Origin of the sequence: Roseibium sp. (assembly GCF_965216085.1) — a bacterium.
Taxonomy (GTDB): Bacteria; Pseudomonadota; Alphaproteobacteria; order Rhizobiales; family Stappiaceae; genus Roseibium.
In genome coordinates this window covers 918,355-937,997 of the sequence record NZ_OZ244138.1, presented here as the reverse complement: position 1 = coordinate 937,997, position 19,643 = coordinate 918,355, and the positions used below count along the sequence as shown (strand labels likewise).

Below are 19,643 nucleotides of genomic sequence, written 5' to 3'. Positions count from 1 at the left end.
AAAAGCTGAATCAGTCAGCGCAGTGCGGTGGGAAATGTTCCTCTCATCCCTTCCGCTCACCAATTGTCCGGTCGTATGATCCGACTGATACGGAATCCCGCATCTTTTTAGCGGGACGCATGAAAGGTCAGAGACATCGAACCCTCCAGTGAGACATACACCCCGCCGCGGAAAACCGCCCAAAAAACTAAAAGCGATGCAACACGTGCCCGCATCCTAAAAGCCGCTGTCGGGGTCCTGATCGAACACGGTCTTTCAAAGACAACAACGCTGGAGGTTCAAAAACAGGCCGCGGTCAGCCGAGGCGCATTGCTCCACCATTTTCCGACCCACGCTGACTTGTTGTCGAAGACCGTCAATGAGTTGGTCACTTTGAACGAGCAGGCGGTCTGGACCGAGGCGGCAAAACTTGAACATCTTACCGACCCGATCGCAAAACCCATTTGGATCTTGGCCAATGCCTATGCCCATCCCTCATTCGGCGCTGAGCTTGAACTTTGGGTGGCATCAAGGTCGGACCCAACACTCAGAAAAGCATTGCGCGCCGCCGAGAAGGACGCCGTCGAGGATCACGACAGGGTGCTGGCGAAACTCTTCGGCGAACTTCCGGACCAACCCTGCGGCCAAAAAGTCATCTTCTTGACCATCGAATTCGTGCGTGGGCTGGCGGTATCAACCTTACTTCGCAACGACCCGCGCTTGCGGAACCGGTTGATTGAAGACTGGATCGAAACCGTCAGAAATCTGCTGAAGTCTGAGACCAAATAAGCAGCTCCCAACCCAGCGGCGGCCATCCGTCAATCAATGTAATTAAAACAGTCAGCATTGACTGTTTTTAACAATCTTGCGATTGTGACCCCATCTGCTGATGCCGATGGAGGACACCATGCCGGAATACTCAACGCTTCGGATTGACCCTTTGGACGACGAACCGCGCATTGCCCGGTTGCTGTTGAACCGGCCGGAGCGCTTCAACGCCATTAAAGACGACACGCCCCGTGAAATTCGGGCGGCCGTTGAATGGGCCGAAGACAGCAAAGATATTCACGCCATCATCGTTGAAGGAGCGGGAAAGGGGTTTTGCGGTGGCTATGACCTGACGTTTTATGCCGAAAATGATGCAGATCATCCTTGCCAGCAGGAAAGCAACCCTTGGGACCCGATGGTCGACTACGCTGTCATGAAACGCAACACAGAGGACTTTATGGCCTTGTGGCGGTCCCGGAAACCAACAATCGCAAAGGTTCACGGTGCTGCCGTTGCCGGAGGAAGCGACATTGCCCTGTGCTGTGACTTGCTGGTTATGGCCGACGATGCCCGTATCGGATATATGCCGACCCGGGTTTGGGGTTGCCCAACGACAGCCATGTGGACCTACCGGCTGGGGCCCGCCCGGGCCAAACAACTGATGTTCACTGGCGATATGATAACGGGTAAAACCGCCGCCGATTGGGGTTTGGCGAATATGTCATGTCCGGCAGAAGATCTCGACGAGACAACGTTGAAACTCGCCAAGCGTATTTCTGGAGTACCGGCAAGTCACCTCGCCATGCACAAGCTGGTCGTCAATCAGATTATGCTGACCATGGGCCTGGAACAGGCGCAAATGTCCGCCACCGTCTTTGACGGGATCACCCGGCACAATCCGGAAGGCATGTGGTTCCGCCGGTACGCCCAGACTGAGGGTTTTAAAGCGGCGATTGAATGGCGTGACAGTGGCCGCCCAATCCCGGAAGGTGATGAAGCCCGGGATCTGATCCGCGACATGGAAAGCAGATCAGATCCCAACTAGTAGGTCGGACTGTTAGATCATTTGACCAGACAACACGCGGTGCCGCGGGTCAAAGACCTGCGACACACATGTATTTGCTCTCCAGGTAATCATCGAGCCCCTGAGTTCCGCCCTCTTTGCCCATTCCGCTTTGTTTCAAACCGCCGAAAGGCGCTTCAACGGTGGTAATCAAGCCAGCGTTGATACCGATCAGCCCGTATTGCAGCCCCTCGTTCAGGCGGAAGATACGGGCCAGGTCTTTGGTGTAGGCATAGGCAGCAAGCCCAAACTCCGTTGCGTTGGCCGCCGAGATGGCCTCTTCTTCGGTTTCGAACTTAAAAACCGCAGAAAGCGGACCAAATATTTCTTCCGTTGCAAAAGCCATATCGGCTGTTGCTCCGGTGACGACGGTTGGCTGAAAATACGTGCCGCCAAGCGCATGACGCCCGCCGCCTTCAACCACCTGCCCGCCTTTACCAACAGCATCAGCGATCAGTTCTTCAACCTTTGTGACTGCGGCATCGTCGATCAATGGCCCCTGCATTGTTGACGGTTCCATGCCCGCCCCCACTTTGAGATCCGCGGTTGCGGCCCGCAGTTTTTCGACAAACGCATCATGCACACCGGCCTGGACGTAGAACCGGTTGGTACACACACAGGTCTGGCCCATGTTGCGGTACTTGGCGATCATGGCACCTTCGATGGCCGCATCAATGTCCGCATCGTCGAACACGATAAACGGTGCATTGCCGCCAAGCTCCATGGATACTTTTTTGACGGTGTCGGCGGATTGCCGGATGAGTGTCCGCCCCACCTCGGTTGATCCGGTAAAGGTCACTTTACGCACCAGCGGGCTGTCCATTATCGCGCCGCCAATATCCCGCGCTCCACCCGTTACGATATTCAAAACACCGGCCGGATAGCCGACCTCTTCGGCAAGTTTGCCCCAGGCAAGCCCGGAAAACGGTGTATTGGTCGCAGGTTTGGCAACAACCGTACAGCCGGCTGCCAGAGCCGGACCGAGCTTGCGCGCCAGCATGGACGACGGGAAGTTCCACGGTGTGATGGCCGCGACAACACCAACCGGATGGCGCGTGACGAACAATCTGCGGTCACCACCGGGTGCCGGAACGATTTCCCCTTTGGCGCGCCGGATTTCTTCCGCGAACCAGCGGATATATGCCGCTCCGATGGCGATCTCGCCGCGCGATTCAAACAGCGGCTTCCCCTGTTCCGCAGTCAACAACTGCGCCAGTGATTCTTGATTGTCCATCAGTGCATCGTGCAGATCTTGCAGCAGCTTCACCCGTTGGCTCAGATCGCTCCGCCCAAAGCTGTCGAAGGCTTTCGCAGCCGCCGCGATAGCACGGTCCGTTTCGACCCGGCCGCATTTGGGGATATGTCCAATGACATCGCCGGTTGCTGGATTGGTCACCGCGATCCTGGCGCCGTCATCTGCACCGGTCCAGGCGCCACCAATCAGGTTGTCTTCGCAGAGGTAAGTCTTGTAGTCGCTCATGGTCTATCCAGTTCGAAAATATATTGGCTATGCTGCCGGTACGTTTCGCCGGGGCGCAGCAAGGCAGATGGAAAGTCAGGGTGATGCGGCGCATCCGGCCAAATTTGCGGCTCCAGGGCGATACCTGCATGCGCGCCCATTTTCATGCCGCCAAGACCCGGCTCATCGATATCAATCCGGGCGCCGTCATAGATTTGAAGACCCGGCTCAGTGGTTCTGCATCGCATGGTTACCCCAGAGGACGGATTACGAAGGACCGCAACATCACGCAGTTCCAGGTGATCAGGGCTGATACAGAAATTGTGATCGAAGGTTCCAGAAGCTCCGCCTTGTGCAACTGGCGCCAACTTGCGGAAGTCGAAGGGTGTTCCTTCTACCGGAGCAATCTCTCCTGTCGGGATCAACTCTTCATTGACCGGCAAATAATGGTCAGCTTTAATTTGCAGCTGATGTTCAAGAACCGTGTCACTGCCAAGATTGAAGTAGCTGTGATGGGCCAGATTGCACAACGTTGGAGCATCAGTCGTTGCTGAATAAACGATATCCAGCACCCCGCCCTTCAGGAGCGAAAACCGGGCTTCGGCTTTGAGATTTCCCGGAAAACCCATCTCGCCATCTGCAAGATCAATAGCGAATACGGCGGCACTCTTTGAGCTCTCCTCCAGGCGCCACATGCGCTTACCCATGCTGACCGCACCGCCATGTAGCGCATGTTTGCCCAGAAAATTCTGGTCCAATTGGTAGGTTTTGCCGTCGATCTCAAGATGGCCATCACGGATCCGGTTGGCATACCGGCCAGCTGTCGCGCCGAAATAAGGCGACTTTGTCAGATAGGGATCAAACGTCTCAAACCCCAACACCAACGGTGCGGCATGGCCTTCAAGCCGCAGATCTTGAAGAACCGTGCCGTAGGTTAGGAACGAAGCAGTCAGACCGCCACCTTCAAGTGAAATGCGCTTGACGGGTATCCCGTCAGGCATCTCGCCAAACACGTCCATTTCCTAACCTTTCAATAAAGCTGCCCAGATCATTGGGGCCGGCTCCGCGAACGCAGATTTTCGGCAACCATTGAGAAAACTGAGATTGCGGATGGGCTCCTGGCCTATCCTCTCCAGACAGGCCAGCCCGCAGCGGTGGTTTTGTTGTCAAATCTCAAGAAGGGGCAAATCAAGCGCCCCTGCCGCGGCCCGGAGCGTTTGCCGGTGGTCGCCATAAGCAAGAGCCATATGGTGCTCCAATCCAGACGCAATCAGGTCCGCCAATACATCTGATGCTGGCCGGTCAAACCGCATAACACCCGAAGTTCCTGTATAAGCTGCTGGGCGGGCAAGCATTTCGCCATATGACAGCACCAGCTTCGGCTCGTTGAAGGATTGGCTGACCCGGACCAAGGTCACCTCCCCCGGTTTCAGCGGAAACTGATAGAGCAACGGCTGCTTGCGATTTGTGTGAACGGTTGCGGTCGCTTTAACCGCCGGATCACACATCGACAGCGGCGCCTGGCCACAGTGCCAGACCACAGCGGTGCCGTCTTCACAATCAACGTCCACGAGATCCGTCAGAAAAACCGGCGCTTGTGCTGCTTCCATCAAAAGCAGCTGCGTCAAGGCGCCATAAACATCTGCTTCGCAGGCGCAGGGCACTTTTGCTTCACCCATCATCGCTGCAGGTCCACAAACCGCGCCGCCATATACTGTGAAGGTTTCCGGCCAGCACCGGATCGCAAACGCATCGAACGCCCCAGAATTACGGATGCTATCAAGGCCCAATTTCAGGCGTAAGGACCGGTCGAGCTGATCTTTGTCGACATCGTCCGCATTGGGCACTTGGCTGTCGAGCTTTTGGCGCAGCACCGCGACATCGGCAGCCTCTGCCTGCCGGGCTGTATCGAACAGGGTTTCCAGTTCCAGCGCCTCGACTTCAACACCGGCCAGCTGATCGATCCTCTTAGGATCGTAGGCACAGGTGTCAAATCCTTCCGGGTGTTCACCGATCCGGGCGATCCGCCGGCCTTTCAAGGCCGCAGCCACGGCTTCACCTTTGGCGTCCGTGCTCGGCACAGCGCCCGCATCAAGCTTCCCAGCCGGACGTTCCCCGGACAGCAAAGCGGCAAGATCAGGAGCGATGCTCCCATCCGGATCCGCATAAAGCCAGGAGAAGGCCCGGTCATTCAGCCCGAGCGCATGAGCTGCCAGATTGAGGCCGCAAAAGGCATTCAACCGCAAGCGGCCACCTTCGCGCGGCTCCGGCACTGCCCAAATGGACAGTGGCTGAGTAAACGCATTTGCAGCCGCAACAGCCATGCTCGCATCCGTGAAGGTCACCTGCAGGATCAGAACCTGATCGACATTCTCTTGTTTCAGGTTCTCGATCGCAGCAAGGGTGGCAGCTTCATCGAACAACAGCGTCCGCGCCCCAACCACCTCATATCCGCAAGCGTCAACGGCTGACAACATGGCCGCCAGTTTGCTCTCCGCAAACGGCACATCAAAGGTTGGACGCCCAAGGGGCAGCAAACCAAGTTTCATAGTTACTCTCCAAAACCCGCATAGCCATGCCGGAAACTTGCATCGGCCGGCTGGAATGCGGCACCCTCCGGACCATAACAAGAATGGCTGGACCAAGGAGCTGCTTTGGCATCAGCGAGAGCGGAGATGTCGGCGAGATAAGCGCTGGCATCGGTTTCAAGCGCCGAACGGATTTTGTCCCAATCCGGATAAGCCTGAAACGCCTCAAGCCAGATTGCCCGGCCAGCCAGGAACCCGGAGGCACCGGCCGCAAACGCGTGGTCCAACACATTGCGGAATTCGGCTTTGCCGGCCCCTGCCGACAGCATCACCCAAGGACGTCCGGCCAGACGGCCCATTTCATCAAACACAGCCTGGACTTCCGCAGACCCGTCCGCGTCCTTGGCATTGACCGGGCTTTCCAGTTTGAAAACGTCAACACCATAATCCGGCTTGGCGAATTCTTCGACAGAGGCCAGAACATCGTCCGCCTTCTTGCCCTTCATTTCGATGTAGTCCGTGGTCTGATGCGCATCGGCCGCGAGCGGATAGACAAGCAGTTCAAACAGGAACGGAATGTCATAACGGGCGCAATCCTCACCAATCTTTTTGACGTAATCCTGCTGCGCCGTACAAACACTTTCACCAGCATCAGGCCGGTACCAGGCCAGCACTTTGACCGCATCGCCGCCCATGCGTTTGATTTTTTCAACCGACCAGTCGTCGATATTCGAGCTCAACCGCCCGTCCGGTGTTTCCGTGAACAGGCTGTCTTCTAATGTGACGATCAGTCCCTTTGCCGGAGACAAGGTGTCGATCGCTTTTGGAATGGCGTAGTGCGGATCGAGCAGCATAGCTGTCGACTTGTCTTGCAGGGTTTCAACCAGCAACGCCTTGAACCGGGCGACCTCCTCCCACGGCGCAGCTTCGACACCCAAGTGTGCCGCAATCGGGCCCTTTATCGGCGGACGCTGATCGACAGCGGTCATTTTGAAAATACCGTTGGCATCGGCCATCCGGCGCATACTCCACTGTTTTCCTGGGGAAAGCGTCATTGGGAGTTCTCCTTTAGAAATTGGGTGACCGCAGCGCGATCAGGGGTTCCATTCCGGCCACCGGGCCGGGTACATTTGAGCGCTGCTGCAGCACTGGCAAAGCGGACCGCATCTTCAACGGTCTGATTTTCACCAAGCGCGAGCGCAAAGGCGCCATGCCAGACATCGCCGGCGCCCAAGGTATCGATAGCTGTCACTTGAAAAGCGGGAGTATGCGCGATGCCGCTGGGCGTCTTGTGACGAACGCCGTTCGCACCGTCTGTCATGCAAACCCAGTTGCTGTGACGCGCGGCAATCTCTCTCAAAGCCTCATCCGGATCACGCCCCGGCATCACGGCTTCAAGTCCCTGGCGGGAAAAGGCCACATGGCTGGACGCCGCGATCAGCCGGGGATCGACCGGCGCTTCACCATCCAAAATTCCCGGAATGCCGCGTGATCGCGCCAGTTGCAAACCGGCAAGCGCGGCTTCCGGCAACCGGGTGTCGACCAAAACCGCATCAAGATCTGCAGCGCTTGCAAAGGTGTTGCCGTCCAGATAGAGGCCCTCGCCGCGGAAATTGACGATCTGGCGCTCGCCTTGCGCGTCGATGTAAACAGAGGAATAGGACGAACGGCCACCTGCGGCCCGATTGACGAGCGAAACATCAACGTTTTCCGCGCGGAGCCCGGAAAGGATCGTTTCGCCAATGGTATCGTCCCCGAGTTGCGCGCCGAGCAAGGCCGTTCCGCCCAATCGGGCCACGGCAATGGCAGCATTTGCGGCAATGCCACCGCCGACCACTTCAGCGGAGCGTGCCACATATTTTTCTGCCCGATCCGGCAACTGGTCGAAGGTGAACGTGAAATCGACCACAGCGGAGCCGATGCACAGGACACGGGTCATGACAACACCATAGAGGCCACTGGGAAGCACACGCACGGTCCAAGACCGGAAGCGGGGGCCTCCCATGGATTGAAATTCAAGACAAACATGTCGAGGTAAGGGGTGTTTGCGGCCCCAGGGTAGACAGATCTGCCCTGGGGTCCTGTTGTTGAGTTTCTAGTTCAGGTCGGCATTTCTTGCTGCGTTGATGTCTGTTTCTGCGGCTTTGACGGCTTCTTCGAGGGCGCCGAAGATTTCGCCGCCGCGGCCGACGTTTTCCTTGAACCAGGCATAGACCGGGGTTGCCGCTTCCTTGAACGCCGCTTTTTCAGCCGGGGTCGGCACATAAAGATCGCCGCCGCCGGCGACAAAGTCTTCATAGGCCTTGATCGACTTGCGTTTCGGCGAAGCAAAGGTTGCCTGCTGCAGGGCATAAAAGCCGTCGACAACCACCCGGCGCATGTCTTCCGGCAAGGACAGGAACTTCTCGTTGCCCATCCACCACAGCGCACCCATGTAGGCATGGCCGTCGAGGGTGACATACTGCAGGCCTGCATCCGGGAACTTCATGCCCATGATGTCGGTGATGCCGTTCTTGGAGCCTTCCACAACGCCGGTCTGGAAGGAGGTGAACAGCTCCGGCCACGGGATCGGGGTTGGCGATGCGCCCAGGGCTTTCACCAGTTCCTGCGGCAGGTCGGCGACAACCGTGCGGATCTTGAGGCCTTCCATGTCAGCCGGGGCGGCCACGCGGCGCTTGGTGTTGGCAAAGTTGCGCCAGCCACCGGTGTTGCCGATGGTCATCAGGCGGATGGTGTTGTCTGAATCTTCCAGCGCCATGGTGCGCATGGTGCGGGTGAAGTCCCCGCTCAAAACATGCTCGGCAATGCGGTCATCGCTCATCATGTAGGGCAGGTCGAGCACCTGGACATACGGGAAGATGCCGGACGCCCCGCCGGAGGTGGAGATGTAGATGTCGATCGCGCCGCCCGCGACCCCTTGCAGGCACTCCGCACCGTTCGAGCACAGCTGCGTGCCGATGTAGAGCTCCACTTCGATGGCGCCGTTGGAGGCTGCTTCCACGAAGTTCTTGAACACCACAAGACCGTCGTAGTCTTCATCGTTTTCATTGGAGTTGGCGGTGGCGCGCAGCGTGTAGTCGGCGGCCGCCGCACTCAAGGCGGAGCCGGCGAGCATTGCCGCGACCGTTAGGGATTTCAGGGCAGATTTGAGCATGAGGTTCCTCCCTTTTGAGCTCAGATCAGTTGGCAAATCCGGTCAGACGCGGGATCGTCATGGACAGTGCCGGAATGTAGGTGATCAAAAAGATCACCGCGATCTCCACCGCCAGAAACGGCAGAATGGCCTTGGCAATTGTCTCCACCCGCTCTTTGGAGACAGAGGCCGCAACAAACAGAACCAGCCCCATCGGCGGCGTCGCCAGACCGATGGTCAGGTTGACGCTCATGATGATGGCAAAGTGGATGGAATCGACCCCCATGGAGGTGAAGATCGGCCCCAGGATCGGCCCCAAGATGATGATCGCCGGTCCGGCGTCCAAAAACATGCCGACCACAAACAAAAGCAGGTTGATCAGGAACAACAGGATCAGCGGATTGTCGGTCAGGCTGAGCACGAAGTCGGCCATGATCTCCGGTGCGTGGCTCAAGCTGACCACGGTCTTGAAGGCCATCGCCGCGCCAACCAGGAGCAGAACCACGGCCGAGGTGATGCCAGCCCGGTTCAAGACGCCCGGGATCTCATGGGGCTTCAAGGTTCGAAGCACAAACAGGCCGATCACCAGCGCATAGGCCACGGCGACGGCCGCCGCTTCCGTCGGGGTGAAGACGCCGGCCAGAATGCCGCCCAAAATGATCACCGGGGTCATCAGCGGAAAGAAGGCTTTTAGGGACGCCTGGCCGCGCTCGCTCCAGGTCGACTTTCTAGAGGCAACCGGAAAGTCGTATTTGTCGGCCATGACCTTGACCATCAGCATCAGGCCAACACCGACCATGACACCGGGCACAATGCCGGCCAGGAACAGCGCGGCAACACTCTCCCCCATGACATAGGCATAGATGATCATGATGCCGGACGGCGGAATGATCGGGCCAATGACGGAGGAGGCCGCGGTGATGGCGGCGGCAAAGCGGCGGGTGTAGCCCTGTTTTTCCATCGCCGGGATCAGCATGGAGCCGAGCGCAGACGTGTCGGCAACCGCCGAACCGGAGAGACCGGCAAACAGCATCGACGACAGGATGTTGACATGGGCAAGGCCGCCGCGCAGGTGCCCCATAAGCGCCTGAGAGAACTCCACCAGGCGCATCGTAATGCCGCCCTTGTTCATCAACTCCCCGGCCAGCATGAAGAACGGGATCGCCATTAAGGGGAAACTATCCATGCCGTTGTAGACATTGCGGTACAAAAGCGTGATGTCGCGCTCCTGACCGTTCAGCCACAAAAGCAGGCCAGGGGCGGCCAGAAGGCCGAAGAACACCGGCAGGCCGATCATCAGGAACACAAGAAAGACAGGCAGGAACCAGATCAGCATCAGTCTGCCCCCGCCATATCTGCATCGGGAATGCGGGGCAGCTGGTCTTCACCGCCGAACAAGCCGATCAGAGAACGTAAGATCAGTTCCACATTCACCAGGATCAAAAGCACCACGCCAACCAGCAGCGACAGCATCATCCAACTGCGCGGCACCCGCATCCACTCGCTCAAGCTCAAATTGCTGGGCACATAGAGCGAGGCGGTGGCAAATTTGCCGCCAAACCCAGTGACTTCCGCATAGCCGATCTGAACGGCCACCAGCAAAACGGCGAGCGAGACAAACAACAGCACCAGGGACAAGGCGCTCGCCAGCTGCCTGGGCAGCATGATCACCAAGGTGTCGATGGCAACAAACCCGCCGCGCCGCAGCGCCGTCGGCGCCATCAGGCCGGTCATCCACAACATGCAGAACCGCGCCGCCTCATCGGGCCAGGGCAGCGCATTGTTGAAGCCATAGCGGAACACAACCTGGATCAGGATCGCAACCACCATCAAAGCAACCGCAACAACCCCAACCCCACGACCAATCCGCAACAAATGCGAATTCATAATGGAAAGCGGCGCCAGAACGGCCAATAGGTATCCAGGTTTTGATTGCATCCGCTCCTCCCAAAGCGCATTTAACATCGCCTTATCGGATCATATCTTTTTTCGTTATTTTCGTTTTACAAATCAAAACGAAAATTTTGTCAAGCTAATTCGGCGTCGGTCTCCTCTCTCTGATCCGCGATCACCACTTCAACGCCATTCTTCGCGCAAGCTTCAAGGAATGGTTTGCCGGCGCCTGCATCCGTAATCAGGGTATCGATTTGCTCCAAGTGGCCGAAACACACCGGTGCACCATGGCCGAACTTCCGGCAATCGGCCGCCAGAAACACATGACGTGCAGCTGCGATGATGGCGCGTGTGACCGAGGCTTCCCGAAGATCATAATCAAGCAACGCCCCGTCCGCGGCGATTGCAGCAGTGCCCACCAGAGCAAAATCTGCCCGGAACTGGCGAATAAATTCCACGGCGCTTTCACCAAGAACAACACCGTCCGCCCCTCGAATGACACCAGCAGGGATCATCACCTCAAGCCCGGTGAAATGCCGCAATTTGTCTGCCAGATGCACAGAATCTGTAACGACCTTCAGCCCATAGTGGTGCTCAAGATGCGGGATCACCGCTTCCGTCGTCGTCCCTGCGTTTAGGATAATTGAGCAATTGTCCGGGATCCGGGATGCCAGGCTCTTGCCGATGCTTTCCTTTTCCGCCCGCGCTATTTCGCGCCGCGCCTCGAAACCAGTGTATACGGTCCCTGCCAGCAGCGCCGCACCGCCGTGAAAACGGGAAATCTGATTGGCTTCAGAGAGTGTTGTCAGGTCTTTGCGGATCGTTTGTGGCGTTGCGCGGAAGAGCTCCGCCAGCTCATCAACCGTGGCGCTGCCCACATGCTTCAGATGCTGCAAGATCTCCGACTGGCGCGTCTGCGAATTGGTCGCCTTCTTCATTACTCTCCCCAAAAACGTCGTTAAAAGAGAGAATACGAAAAAAACGAAAACTTGTACGAAAAACTTTGCGACGCCTTCTAGTCCATGCGGACGGCATAACTGGCATTCGTGGTCAGATAGACGCTGGCACGAAGTTCTACGACACGATCAAGCAAATCGTAGCTGCGCCGCTGCCCAAAAAGAACCGGCGTTTCAGCAGGCAGATGAAACACCTCAGCCAGCTTCGCGCCAAGCAGCCCAGCTTTGAGATCATCTTCTGCTGCGATAACAGCGCAGGCATAGGCCTGCTGAAACAGCACATAAAGGGTATTGGGCAAAGGCGCCCGCTCTGCCAATCCAGGAAACAAATCCACTGGCACGACACTCACTTCTTGACACAGCGGCTTACCGTGCCAACCCCTGGTGCGTTCAATTTCAAAAACCTGAGCCGGGTTTCCAAAAAGCTGCCTTTGTTCGGCTGCAGTCGATTTCCGCCGACGTACGGTTTCTGCCGACAGCTCCGGAACAACCTGCTGGCCATCCGCATCGCGCAGGCGGAAGAAGTGGAAGAGGGAACTTTCCGGCGTCCGTTGGGTGACAAATGATCCTTTACCTTGCCGGCGTTCGATGACGCCTTTTCGCTCCAGCTCGATTAGAGCCTTGCGCGCCGTTCCCTGGCTGACCCCAAGTTCAGCCGCAAGATCAAATTCGCTCGGCAGCATCGAACCAGGACCATAATCGCCGGATACAATACGCTCGATGATGGCGTCAAACACGGTTTGATAGAGTTTTGGCTGCGCGCGCTTTTCAGTCATGCGCGCAAGTTAACATGGGCTGGAGCTTGACGAAACATCTACATTGACTCTTATATAAGACTTATTATACATGCCCTTCATGTTTCCAGTCTCTTGAGGAGCTAAATGATGTCAGAGATACCGCATTTGCTTGTCCACGAGCATGCCGACAATGTCGGTGTTGTTGTTGTGGAAGGCTTGATTGCCGGCACGGATATGCTGTGCTGCGTCACCCATGACAATTCCACGTTCCGGTTGACGGCCGGCGCGGATGTGCCGATCGGCCATAAGATCGCGCTGAAGGACCTGAAGGACGGCGACACGGCGATCAAATACGGCGAGGACATCGGCAAGATCATCGCCGATATCGAAAAGGGCGGCCACGTTCACACCCACAATTGCAAAACCAAGCGCTGGTAAGGAGCCGTTTCATGTCGTCCAAATATTCGAATATCACGGTGAAGGCCTACCGGCGGGAAAACGGCCGCGTCGGCGTGCGCAATCACGTTCTCATCCTGCCCGTCGATGATATCTCCAACGCGGCTTGTGAAGCCGTTGCCAACAACGTCAAGGGCACGCTCGCCATTCCGCATGCCTATGGCCGGCTGCAGTTCGGGGAAGATCTGGAGCTGCACTTCCGCACCATCATCGGCACCGGCGCCAATCCGAATGTCGCCGCTGTCGTCGTCATCGGCATCGAGCCGGGTTGGACCAAACGCATCGCCGACGGCATCCGCAAAACCGGCAAGCCGGTCGCTGAGTTTTCCATCGAGCAGAAAGGCGACTTCGAGACGATCCGTCAGGCGTCCTGGGCTGCGAAGGACTTCGTCCATATGGCGTCGGAATACCAACGCGAGGAATGCTCGATCTCCGATCTATGGGTCTCGACCAAATGCGGCGAGAGCGACACGACAACCGGTCTTGGCTCCTGTCCGACCGTCGGCAATATGTATGACAAGCTCTTGCCTGAAGGAATCACGGGTTTCTTTGGTGAAACGTCCGAGATCACTGGCGCCGAACACATCTGTCAGAAACGGGCCATCAACGAAGAAGTCGGTGAACGCTGGTACAAGATGTGGAAAGCCTATTCGGACGACGTCATCTTTGCCCACCAGACGGACGACCTTTCCGACAGTCAGCCGACCAAAGGCAACATTGAGGGCGGTCTGACCACCATCGAAGAAAAGGCGCTCGGCAATCTGGAAAAGATCGGCCGCACGTCGCAGTACATCGATATTCTGGAGCCGGCCGAAGCGCCGAACTCCGGCAATGGTCTCTACTTCATGGATTCCTCGTCTGCAGCCGCCGAGTGTGTGACGCTGATGGCGGCTGGCGGGGCTGTCATTCACACCTTCCCGACCGGCCAGGGCAATGTGGTTGGCAATCCGATTGTGCCGGTGATCAAGATCACCGCCAACCCGCGCACGGTGCGCACCATGAGTGAACATGTGGATGTGGATGTCTCCGGCATCCTGCGCCGCGAGATGACCATTGATGAAGCGGGCGATGCGCTGATCGAGATGATCCGCCGCACCGCCAACGGCCGCAACACCGCTGCCGAAGCCCTCGGTCACCGCGAGTTCTCAATGACTAAACTCTACAGAAGCGCGTGAGGCCTATGAAAATCGTTGTTTCAGAATTCATGGACGAAACAGCGCTTTCTGGTTTTTCTAACGAAGACCAGGTGCTTTACGCACCTGGTCTGGTCGATGACCGGGGCGCGCTTTTGGGAGAACTTGCCGATGCAGATGCCCTGATTGTCCGCAACCGGACACAGGTGAACCAGGAGCTTCTAGACGCAGCCCCAAATCTCCAGGTGGTTGGCCGATTGGGTGTCGGTCTCGACAATATTGATCTCGACACTTGCGCCAGCCGTCAGGTCGCCGTTTGCCCCGCGACGGGCGCCAACACATTGTCAGTCGCAGAGTATGTCATTACCGCCGCTCTTGTTCTGGTACGTGGCGCCTATCATTCCGCAGCTGAAATGCAGGCTGGTGATTGGCCGCGCAATGCGCTGATCGGCGGAGAAGTCTCCGGCCGCTGCCTAGGACTTTGGGGTTTTGGCGGCATTGCCCGGGCCGTTGCTGTGCGTGCGCAAGCCCTGGGAATGACAATTGCGGCTTATGATCCCTTTGTGGCTGCCGACGATCCGGTCTGGTCCGGTATTCAGCGCTGTGAAAGTGGAGACGAATTGCTTCAGCAATCTGATGTGCTGTCGCTTCATGTGCCGCTTACCGACAGTACCCGGAACCTGATTGATGCGGCAGCCATTGCAAAAATGCCGGCAGGTGCTGTCCTGATCAACACGGCCCGAGGCGGTGTCGTCGATGAAACAGCCGTTGCTGAGGCGTTGCGCTCTGAGGCCTTGGGCGGTGCGGCCTTGGATGTCTTCGAGAGCGAACCTTTGACGGAAGATGCCGCCTCCCGCTTCAAGGATGTTCCAAATCTTATTCTGACACCGCACATTGCCGGTGTGACCAAAGAAGGCAACGTCCGCGTGTCTTCCGTGACAGTCGAAAATGTCAAACGGGTACTCAATCATGGCTGATGATGTCGTCCATATGCCGCGCCAGGCCGCCGAGGACATGGTCCAGGCCGTGCTCGAAAACAACGGCACCAGTTCCGGTAATGCACTATCCGTGGCCCGCGCTCTGATCGCCGCGGAAATCGACGGTCAGGCCGGCCATGGTTTTTCCAGAGTGGCCAGTTATGCGGCGCAAGCCCGGTCAGGCAAGGTGAATGGCAGAGCAACACCAGAAATCGTCCATCGCGCAGCAGCCTATGCCGGCGTTGATGCGGGCAATGGCTTTGCTTTTCCAGCCATTGACTTGGCAATCGACACGCTCACAGAATTAACTCCCAAAACCGGCATTGCGGGCGCAGGTATCCGGCGCTCACACCACTGTGGCCAATTGGGCGCGCATGTGGAACGCTTGGCCGAGCAAGGTTTGGTTGCGCTAATGGTGGCCAATGCACCGCAGGCGATGGCGCCCTGGGGCGGGCATGCGCCGCTTTTCGGCACCAATCCAATCGCTTTTGCCGCCCCCCGCAAAGACACCGCGCCTTTGGTGATCGATCTGTCCCTGTCAAAGGTTGCCCGCGGTAAAGTGATGGCAGCCTCAAAAGCCGGTAGGCCTATCCCGGAAGGCTGGGCACTGGATAAAGACGGTCAACCGACGACGGACCCGAAGGCCGCGCTCGCCGGCACAATGATCCCGGCCGGAGACGCTAAAGGTGCCGCATTGGCACTCATCGTTGAGATCCTGGCAGCCACTTTGATCGGGGCCAATCACTCCTTTGAAGCAACGTCCTTTTTCGACGCTGACGGCGCGCCTCCCGGTGTTGGGCAAACCATAATCACTTTTGCCCCGGACCTGGTTTCTGGAAACAATTTCGCTGATCGCGTGGAGGTGCTGATTGGTGAAATTGAGGCCCAGGACGGCACACGCCTTCCTGGCAACCGCCGCTTCAATGCGCGTGAGGAGGCGCGTAACCGGGGCGTCGCCGTTCCGGCTCATTTGTTGGAGGAGATCAAAAAAACCGGTTCAGCCTGAACCGTTGGCCACGGGGTGGCACCCGTGTCTGGAAAAAGAAGGCCAATTTTTTGAGGAGGAAATTCATGAAGTTCAGAACCAGCATCATTGCGGCCGCCCTTTCGGCCGTGGCCAGTATAGCTGTAGCCGAAGATTTTCCGGCAGGAAGTGTCGATTACGTCATTCCATTTGGTCCCGGTGGTGAATCCGATATTACCGCCCGGTTTCAGCAACCTTTTTTTGAAAAACTCTATGGTCAGCAGCTTGTTGTCTCCTACAAGCCGGGCGGCGGCGGTGCCGTTGGCTGGTCGCAGTTGAACTCCATGGCGGGCGACGGTTCGGTGATCATGGGCATTAACTTGCCGCACATTGTCATCAAACCGCAACAGGGCGACGTCGGCTTCAAGACTGAAGACGTCACAGCTGTTTACATGTTCCACTACACGCCGGACGCAATCGTCGTAAAAGCCGACAGCGACTTCAAGAGCCTGCAGGACCTCATTGACCACGCAAAGGCCAACCCGAAGCAGGTTATCTTCTCCGGCTCGGGCAAGGGAACAGCGAACCATTTGGCGCAAGTCCAGTTTGATGCACTTGCCGGGATCGAAACCACCTATGTTGCTTTCAAGGGGACCGGCGCTGCCGTTGCCGCACTGTTGGGCAATCAGGTGAAAGCCGAATGGGGTTACACAACCGTCGGCGCAAAGCAGGGCGACAAGGTCCGTATGTTGGCTGTTGCCATGGAAGAGCGGCATCCAGCCTTCCCGGATGTGCCGACATTCCGCGAGCTGGGCTTTGATCTTGTGTCCGGTGCCTATCGCGGCGTCGCAGTTCCAAACTCTGCCTCAGAAGAAACCCGCAAGCAGGTTTCAGATGCAATTGCGGCGATCAACGCCGACCCCGATTTCCAGAAGCAGATGCTTGATGGCGGTTTTGCCCTTCTGGATGTTGGCTATGGCGACAGCATGAATGCTTTCCTCACCGAAAAGGCTGAAGGCTACATTGGCGCAGCCAAAGCTGCGGGTATCATCGAATAAATCTGGACTTGGGAGCGTGCGATTTTGCGCGCTCCCGCCCTTTGTTTTGTTCCTACCGCCCCTGAACCGCCGCCCAGGGAGATACTTTTGCTCGATTTCTGGTTAAACGCCCTTTCGCCATTGAACCTGTTGCTTGCCCTTCTGGGGGTCGCAGCAGGAACGATTATCGGTTCGATACCGGGCCTGACCGCCACCATGGCCGTTGCGGTTCTGGTGCCGTTGACGTTCACCATGGCGCCTGACAGCGCGCTAATCTTGATGGGGGCCATCTACACCGGGGCCATTTATGGCGGCGCATACGCGGCCATCTTGTTGAATACGCCCGGAACACCTTCCGCGATCGCGACAACTTTCGACGGTTACCCCATGGCAAAACGGGGGGACGGTGATCTCGCGGTTTCGATTGCCTGCCTGGCCTCCGTAGCCGGAGGTCTTGTGGGGGCTTTGGCGTTGCTGATTTTTGCCCCGCCATTGGCTGAGGCTGCCCTCGCCTTCGGTCCGGTTGAATATTTCTGGCTGGCGATATTCGGCTTGTCGCTGATCGCAGCCCTTTCAACAGGGGACTTTCTGAAAGGTGTCATAGGTGCCTGTTTTGGCCTGCTGATCGCCATGATCGGCATTTCTGAGACCAGCGCAGAAGTGCGCTTCACTTTCGGATCCAGCACCCTTCTAGGTGGCATTGAAACTGTATCCGCATTGATTGGGCTTTACTGCATTCCGGTGCTGATCGATCTCGTTGCAACCCGGAACAAGCATTTGCAGGAACCTGAGGACACTCGCGGCTTCCGCTTGCCGGAGGCGTTCTTGGCGCTGGCCCGCAACAAGTTCAACCTCATTCGCAGTTCCGTCATCGGCACGATGGTCGGAGCCCTTCCGGGCGCTGGTGGCTCCATCGCTGGCCTGGTTGCCTACTCGGAAGCGCGCCGCAGCAACAAAGGCGAAGAGAAATTCGGCGAAGGCAATCCGGGCGGCATAATCGCAACGGAATCGGCCAATAACGCCACCGTTGGTGGCGGCTTTATCCCGACACTGGTCCTTGGTATTCCCGGCACGCCGCCGGATGCAGTCATTCTGGGCGCACTGCTGGTGCAAGGCGTGCGCACCGGACCGAGCCTGTTCTCTGAAGGGGCGGACATCGTCTACACCTTCATTTTCGGGCTCCTGCTTGCCACTGTTTTAATGCTGCCGGTTGGCCTGTTAATCGGGCGGTTCGCCTACCGGGCAATCGTTCAGGCGCCCAAGGCGGCGCTTGTGCCGGCCGTTGCCTTCATGACCGTCATTGGCACCTTCGCCATCCGCAACAGCGTTTCCGACATTGTCATCATGATCGTGCTTGGTGTGATCGGCTGGCTGGCATCTAAACGCGGCTTCTCTGCGTCTCCAATTGTGCTGGGGCTGATCCTTGGGCGTATTGCCGAACAGGGTTTTGTGCAAAGCTGGACCATAGGGGATGCCATCGGCGATCTGTGGGGCCAGTTCTTTGGCCGACCGCTGTCAATGGTGATCATCGCCCTGACGGTGCTCAGTTTCCTTTACCCCTTCTGGCCGCAAATCAAGAAACTGGTTATCAAGTCGAGCGGCGAACCAGTTCTGGACCGGGATCCGGCACCGAGAAATGCGGTGTTGCGCGATCTTGCCAGCCTTGTCGTTTTCGGCGGCATTGCCCTGATCGCGATCTCCCAATCGGCAAGCCTCAATCAGGAAGCGGCAGTCTTTCCCAGAACGATCGCCATTGCCATGTTTGCCTTGACCGCCTTAGCCGTGATCAAGCTCTTCATCACTCGCCATGTCACCGAAGTTGCTGTGGAAGGGTCGTGGCTACGGATGGCCGCCGTGCCAGTCTTGATGCTGGGGGCCGTCGCCTTGTTCCCAATTCTCGGCTTCCAAATCTCGGCAATCCTGATGGGATTGGCGTTGATCCTACCTGCTCAACATGAGGCCTATTCGGCAAAGGGATGGGTGATGCTTGTGACCGGTGTTGCGGCGATCATCTTCTGTTTCACCCTGCTCTTCAACGAGGTTCTGGGCGTTCCACTGCCGTGAATTCCCGCGCACAAATAAAAGACTACGGCAGACATGCTGCCGTAGTCTGCGAGATCCCGCGGCCAGATGCCTCTCCGTTCTTTGACGGGACACCTGGCCTGATCGATGGCAGAAGTGTTAGCGTCCGGCTGCAACAACGATGATTTCTACGGTGTAATCCGGCGTCGCCAATTTGCTTTCGCCGCATGCGCGGGCCGGAGGATTGGCAGGATCAACCCAAGCGTCCCACACTTCGTTCATCTCGGCAAAGTCATCCATGCTGGCAAGCCAGATCGTCGCTTGCAAAATGCGGGACTTGTCGCTGTCTGCATCGGCAAGAAGTTTTTCGATTTTTTGCAGGATCACTTTGGTCTGATCCGCAACACTGTCACCTGGAGTGCCAACCTGTCCGGCCAACCAAACAAGACCGCCATGGACAACTGCCTGGCTCATACGTGGGCCGACTTCAAGCCGTTTGATATCTGACATCGTGTTTTCCTAAATATGAGAATGAAGA

General features: G+C 57.4%; 19 protein-coding genes. 8 read left to right on the top strand and 11 right to left on the bottom strand.

Going from position 1 to position 19,643, the window contains the following annotated elements:
* Positions 1–213 precede the first annotated feature (213 nt).
* Positions 214–768, top strand: coding sequence for a TetR family transcriptional regulator (locus ACOOFE_RS04385; RefSeq protein ID WP_420415542.1), 555 nt, complete (start codon positions 214–216; stop codon positions 766–768).
* A gap of 118 nt (positions 769–886) precedes the next feature.
* Positions 887–1,792 (top strand): crotonase/enoyl-CoA hydratase family protein, encoded by a 906-nt coding sequence (locus ACOOFE_RS04380; RefSeq protein ID WP_420413825.1) that lies wholly within the window; start codon positions 887–889, stop codon positions 1,790–1,792.
* A 49-nt stretch (positions 1,793–1,841) separates the two neighbouring features.
* Here the strand turns inward: ACOOFE_RS04380 and ACOOFE_RS04375 are convergent, their stop codons facing one another.
* From ACOOFE_RS04375 to ACOOFE_RS04330, 10 genes are all read right to left on the bottom strand, one after another.
* Positions 1,842–3,290 carry an NAD-dependent succinate-semialdehyde dehydrogenase gene (locus ACOOFE_RS04375; protein ID WP_420413824.1) on the bottom strand — a complete coding sequence of 483 codons (1,449 nt, stop codon included), beginning with the start codon at positions 3,288–3,290 and terminating at the stop codon, positions 1,842–1,844.
* Positions 3,287–4,288 carry an aldose epimerase family protein gene (locus tag ACOOFE_RS04370; RefSeq protein WP_420413823.1) on the bottom strand — a complete coding sequence of 334 codons (1,002 nt, stop codon included), beginning with the start codon at positions 4,286–4,288 and terminating at the stop codon, positions 3,287–3,289. Before ACOOFE_RS04370 ends, ACOOFE_RS04375 begins: the two co-directional genes overlap by 4 nt.
* A 147-nt stretch (positions 4,289–4,435) precedes the next feature.
* Positions 4,436–5,818, bottom strand: coding sequence for an L-fucose/L-arabinose isomerase family protein (locus tag ACOOFE_RS04365; RefSeq protein ID WP_420413822.1), 1,383 nt, complete (start codon positions 5,816–5,818; stop codon positions 4,436–4,438).
* A gap of 2 nt (positions 5,819–5,820) precedes the next feature.
* A complete protein-coding gene (locus ACOOFE_RS04360; RefSeq protein ID WP_420413821.1) occupies positions 5,821–6,852 on the bottom strand; it encodes a tagatose 1,6-diphosphate aldolase in 1,032 nt (343 codons plus the stop codon).
* A complete protein-coding gene (locus tag ACOOFE_RS04355) occupies positions 6,849–7,766 on the bottom strand; it encodes a PfkB family carbohydrate kinase (protein WP_420413820.1) in 918 nt (305 codons plus the stop codon). Before ACOOFE_RS04355 ends, ACOOFE_RS04360 begins: the two co-directional genes overlap by 4 nt.
* A 126-nt stretch (positions 7,767–7,892) precedes the next feature.
* Entirely contained in the window at positions 7,893–8,951 is a 1,059-nt protein-coding gene (dctP, locus tag ACOOFE_RS04350) for a TRAP transporter substrate-binding protein DctP (RefSeq protein WP_420411134.1), read from the bottom strand.
* Between the two features lie 25 nt (positions 8,952–8,976).
* The gene (locus tag ACOOFE_RS04345; RefSeq protein WP_420411133.1) at positions 8,977–10,266 is read right to left on the bottom strand and encodes a TRAP transporter large permease; all 1,290 of its coding nucleotides are present in this window, start codon (positions 10,264–10,266) and stop codon (positions 8,977–8,979) included.
* A complete protein-coding gene (locus ACOOFE_RS04340) occupies positions 10,266–10,868 on the bottom strand; it encodes a TRAP transporter small permease (protein WP_420413819.1) in 603 nt (200 codons plus the stop codon). Before ACOOFE_RS04340 ends, ACOOFE_RS04345 begins: the two co-directional genes overlap by 1 nt.
* 89 nt (positions 10,869–10,957) lie before the next feature.
* Positions 10,958–11,761 (bottom strand): DeoR/GlpR family DNA-binding transcription regulator, encoded by an 804-nt coding sequence (locus ACOOFE_RS04335; RefSeq protein WP_420413818.1) that lies wholly within the window; start codon positions 11,759–11,761, stop codon positions 10,958–10,960.
* Positions 11,762–11,838: 77 nt separating this feature from the next.
* Complete coding sequence (locus ACOOFE_RS04330; protein WP_141185295.1) at positions 11,839–12,555, bottom strand: GntR family transcriptional regulator; 717 nt, start codon at positions 12,553–12,555, stop codon at positions 11,839–11,841.
* A gap of 108 nt (positions 12,556–12,663) precedes the next feature.
* Between ACOOFE_RS04330 and ACOOFE_RS04325 the strand changes: the two genes are divergently transcribed.
* From ACOOFE_RS04325 to ACOOFE_RS04300, 6 genes are all read left to right on the top strand, one after another.
* Positions 12,664–12,954, top strand: a complete 291-nt coding sequence (locus ACOOFE_RS04325; protein ID WP_420415541.1) for a UxaA family hydrolase — start codon at positions 12,664–12,666, stop codon at positions 12,952–12,954.
* A gap of 11 nt (positions 12,955–12,965) precedes the next feature.
* Positions 12,966–14,147 (top strand): UxaA family hydrolase, encoded by a 1,182-nt coding sequence (locus tag ACOOFE_RS04320; RefSeq protein ID WP_141185294.1) that lies wholly within the window; start codon positions 12,966–12,968, stop codon positions 14,145–14,147.
* A 5-nt stretch (positions 14,148–14,152) separates the two neighbouring features.
* Entirely contained in the window at positions 14,153–15,082 is a 930-nt protein-coding gene (locus ACOOFE_RS04315; protein ID WP_420413817.1) for a hydroxyacid dehydrogenase, read from the top strand.
* The gene (locus ACOOFE_RS04310) at positions 15,075–16,088 is read left to right on the top strand and encodes an Ldh family oxidoreductase (RefSeq protein WP_420413816.1); all 1,014 of its coding nucleotides are present in this window, start codon (positions 15,075–15,077) and stop codon (positions 16,086–16,088) included. Before ACOOFE_RS04315 ends, ACOOFE_RS04310 begins: the two co-directional genes overlap by 8 nt.
* A gap of 65 nt (positions 16,089–16,153) precedes the next feature.
* A complete protein-coding gene (locus ACOOFE_RS04305) occupies positions 16,154–17,104 on the top strand; it encodes a tripartite tricarboxylate transporter substrate binding protein (protein WP_420413815.1) in 951 nt (316 codons plus the stop codon).
* Positions 17,105–17,191: 87 nt separating this feature from the next.
* Positions 17,192–19,147: a tripartite tricarboxylate transporter permease gene (locus ACOOFE_RS04300; protein WP_420413814.1), complete on the top strand. Its 1,956-nt coding sequence runs from the start codon at positions 17,192–17,194 to the stop codon at positions 19,145–19,147.
* A 117-nt stretch (positions 19,148–19,264) separates the two neighbouring features.
* On the opposite strand, the gene ACOOFE_RS04295 is transcribed toward ACOOFE_RS04300, so the two are convergent.
* Complete coding sequence (locus ACOOFE_RS04295; protein ID WP_420413813.1) at positions 19,265–19,615, bottom strand: RidA family protein; 351 nt, start codon at positions 19,613–19,615, stop codon at positions 19,265–19,267.
* Positions 19,616–19,643 lie beyond the last annotated feature (28 nt).